This is a genomic window from Streptomyces sp. NPDC060205 (genome assembly GCF_042728395.1).
Classification (GTDB): Bacteria; Actinomycetota; Actinomycetes; order Streptomycetales; family Streptomycetaceae; genus Streptomyces.
On the sequence record NZ_JBHWZP010000544.1, the window covers coordinates 1 to 3,779 of the forward strand.

2 protein-coding genes are annotated in these 3,779 nt (G+C 69.7%); both read left to right on the forward strand.

Going from position 1 to position 3,779, the window contains the following annotated elements:
* Positions 1-348: 348 nt before the first annotated feature.
* Complete coding sequence (locus tag ACFWGJ_RS42650; protein ID WP_107022155.1) at positions 349-1,575, forward strand: acetyl-CoA C-acyltransferase; 1,227 nt, start codon at positions 349-351, stop codon at positions 1,573-1,575.
* A complete protein-coding gene (locus tag ACFWGJ_RS42655) occupies positions 1,572-3,698 on the forward strand; it encodes a 3-hydroxyacyl-CoA dehydrogenase NAD-binding domain-containing protein (RefSeq protein WP_387334349.1) in 2,127 nt (708 codons plus the stop codon). Before ACFWGJ_RS42650 ends, ACFWGJ_RS42655 begins: the two co-directional genes overlap by 4 nt.
* The last annotated feature ends 81 nt before the right edge of the window (positions 3,699-3,779 follow it).

Here is a 3,779-nt window from a genome sequence, read left to right on the forward strand (position 1 = left end):
GGCTTTTCTCCGGCGCGGGGTATCCGTGCGACGAGCCACGACGGCGCCCCGTCAGGGGCGCGGGGAACTGCGCGCCCAGCCACCGCGGACCCGCAGGTACCACGCGACCGGTCGCGTTCGGCCGGAGCGCGCCCGCAGACATCACACGCCGGGGACGCCCCCGGCTTTCAGGGGCGCGGGGAACTGCGCACCCCGCGCCCGTGCCCCGCGCAAACGCGTGTGACCTTCGCCGCTCCCGCCTGTGGGGGTGGGCAGGTCGGTTACCCGCAAGTAGCATGGGAGGTGAGCGCGCGCTCAGGGCGTGTGTGTCGCGCAGCAGAGCCATCCCGCATCTGGAGGAGAGCCATCGTGCCTCGTACCGTCAGGGACGTCGTCTTCGTCGACGGCGTCCGCACCCCGTTCGGCAAGGCGGGCCCGAAGGGCATCTACCACGAGACCCGCGCCGACGACCTCGTCGTGAAGGCGATCCGGGAGCTGCTGCGCCGCAACCCCGGACTCGACCCGAAGAAGATCGACGAGGTCGCCATCGCCGCGACCACGCAGATCGGCGACCAGGGCCTGACGCTGGGCCGCACGGCAGGCATCCTGGCCGGGCTCCCCCAGTCCGTGCCCGGCTACTCGATCGACCGCATGTGCGCCGGCGCGCTGACCGCCGTGACCACCGCGGCCGGCTCCGTCGCCTTCGGTGCGTACGACGCCGTCATCGCGGGCGGTGTCGAGCACATGGGCCGCCACCCCATGGGCGAGGGCGTGGACCCGAACCCCCGCTTCGTGAGCGACAAGCTCGTCGACGAGTCGGCCCTCTTCATGGGCATGACCGCGGAGAACCTGCACGACCGCTACCCCACGATCACCAAGCAGCGCGCCGACGAGTACGCCGTGCGCTCGCAGGAGAAGGCCGCCAAGGCGTACGCCAACGGCAAGATCCAGCAGGACCTGGTGCCGATCTCGGTGCGCAACACCAACGCGGAGGTCGGTGAGACGGGCTGGGGCCTGGTCACCGCCGACGAGCCGATGCGCCCGGGCACCACCCTGGAGAACCTGGCGGGCCTCAAGACCCCGTTCCGCGTGCACGGCCGGGTCACCGCCGGTAACGCGGCCGGTCTGAACGACGGCGCCACCGCCTCGATCATCGCGAGTGAGGAGTTCGCCCGCGAGCACGACCTGCCCGTGCGGATGCGGCTGGTCTCGTACGCCTTCGCCGGCGTCGAGCCGGAGGTCATGGGCTACGGCCCGATCCCGGCCACCGAGAAGGCCCTCGCGAAGGCCGGTCTGTCGATCGAGGACATCAACCTCTTCGAGATCAACGAGGCCTTCGCCGTCCAGGTCCTCGCGTTCCTGGAGCACTACGGCATCGCCGACGACGACGCGCGCGTCAACCAGTACGGCGGCGCCATCGCGTACGGCCACCCGCTGGCCTCCTCCGGCGTCCGCCTGATGACGCAGCTGGCCCGCCAGTTCGAGGAGCAGCCGGAGGTCCGTTACGGCCTCACCACCATGTGCGTCGGCTTCGGCATGGGCGCCACGGTGATCTGGGAGAACCCGCACCACAAGGACGCCGGAGGCGACAAGTGAGCACCACTGAACTCCTGAAGGGCGCAGCGGAGCTGTTCCCCGACGAGGTCGTGACGTCGGCGCACGTACGCCACCTCGACCTGCCGTTCAACGCGGGGCGCTTCGCGCTCATCACGCTGGACAACGGCTTCGACCACACCAAGCCGACCACCTTCGGCCCGGCCTCGCTCGCGAACCTGAACGCCGCGATCGACCAGGTCGAGAAGGAGGCCTCGGCCGGCGAGATCATCGGCGTCGGTGTCACCGGCAAGCCGTTCATCTTCGCCGTCGGCGCGGACCTCAAGGGCGTCGAGCTGCTCAAGGAGCACAAGGACGCGCTCGCCATCGGCAAGGGCGGCCACGAGGTCTTCAAGCGGCTGTCCGCGCTCGCGGTGCCGACCTTCGCGTACTACAACGGCGCGGCCATGGGCGGCGGCGTCGAGGTCGGTCTGCACTGCAGCTACCGCACGGTCTCCGCGTCCCTGCCCGCCTTCTCGCTCCCCGAGGTCTTCCTCGGTCTGGTGCCCGGCTGGGGCGGCTGCGCCCTGCTGCCGAACCTGATCGGCGCCGACAAGGCCGTCTCGGTGATCATCGAGAACTCGCTCAACCAGAACAAGCAGCTCAAGGGCGTGCAGGTCTACGAGCTGGGGATCGCCGACGCGCTCTTCGAGGGCGCGGACTTCCTTGAGCAGTCGCTGATCTGGACGGCGTCCGTCCTCAAGGGCGAGATCGTCGTCGACCGACCGGTCATCGACCGCGGCGAGGCCTGGGACCAGGCCGTCGCCAAGGGCCGCTTCATCGCGGACAGCAAGGTGCACGGGGCGGCCCCGGCCGCGTACCGCGCGCTCGACATCATCGCCGCCGCGAAGAACGGCGACCTGCAGCAGGGCTTCGACGCCGAGGACAAGGCGCTCGCCGACCTGATCATGGGCGGTGAACTGCGCTCCGGCATCTACGCGTTCAACCTGGTGCAAAAGCGCGGCAAGCGCCCCGCCGGTGCCCCGGACAAGTCCCTCGCGCGCCCGGTCACCAAGGTCGGTGTCGTCGGCGCCGGTCTGATGGCCTCGCAGCTCGCCCTGCTGTTCCTGCGCCGCCTTGAGGTGCCGGTCGTGCTGACCGACATCGACCAGGAGCGCGTCGACAAGGGTGTGGGCTACGTCCACGCCGAGATCGACAAGCTGCTCGGCAAGGGCCGGGTCAACCAGGACAAGGCCAACCGCCTGAAGGCTCTGGTCTCCGGTGTCCTGGACAAGGCCGAGGGCTTCTCCGACGCCGACTTCATCATCGAGGCCGTCTTCGAGGAGATCGGCGTCAAGCAGCAGGTGTTCGCTGAGGTCGAGGCGGTCGCCCCGGCGCACGCGATCCTCGCCACCAACACCTCCTCGCTGTCGGTGACCGAGATGGCGTCGAAGCTCAAGAACCCCGAGCGGGTCGTGGGCTTCCACTTCTTCAACCCGGTCGCGATCCTCCCCCTCCTGGAGATCGTGCGGGGCGAGGCGACGGACGACGCCTCCCTCGCGACCGCCTTCGGTGTCGCCAAGAAGCTGAAGAAGACCGCGGTCCTGGTCAAGGACGCCCCGGCGTTCGTCGTGAACCGCATCCTCACCCGCTTCATGGGCGAGATCCAGAACGTCATCGACGAGGGCACGCCGGTCGCGGTCGCCGAGAAGGCGGTCGAGCCGCTGGGACTGCCGATGTCTCCGCTGGTGCTCCTCGAACTGGTCGGTCCCGCGATCGGTCTGCACGTCTCCGAGACGCTCAACCGGGCCTTCCCCGACCGCTTCACGGTCTCGCCGAACCTCGCGGCGGTCGTCAAGGCGGGCAAGCGCGGCTTCTACGTGTACGACAGCGGCAAGCCCGAGCTCGACCCCGAGGTCGCCGCGCTGCTTCAGCAGGGCGACTCCGTCCTGGACGAGGAGCAGGTCCGGGCCCGTGTTCTCGACGCCGTCGCCCAGGAGATCGGGCTCATGCTCGACGAGGGTGTCGTGGCTGAGGCGCAGGATGTCGACCTGTGCCTGATCACGGGTGCCGGGTGGCCGTTCCACCTGGGTGGCATCACGCCGTACCTGGACCGTGAGGGTGTCTCCCAACGGGTCAACGGCAAGCCGTTCCTGGCCCCGGGAGTGGCGTCGGTCCCGGCGTAGCGTTTTTCGCCCCCGCCGCCCCTACCCGTCCCGTCACTGCATGGGGGCTGCGCCCCCTCGCCCCCCTTTGTCCTCAAACGC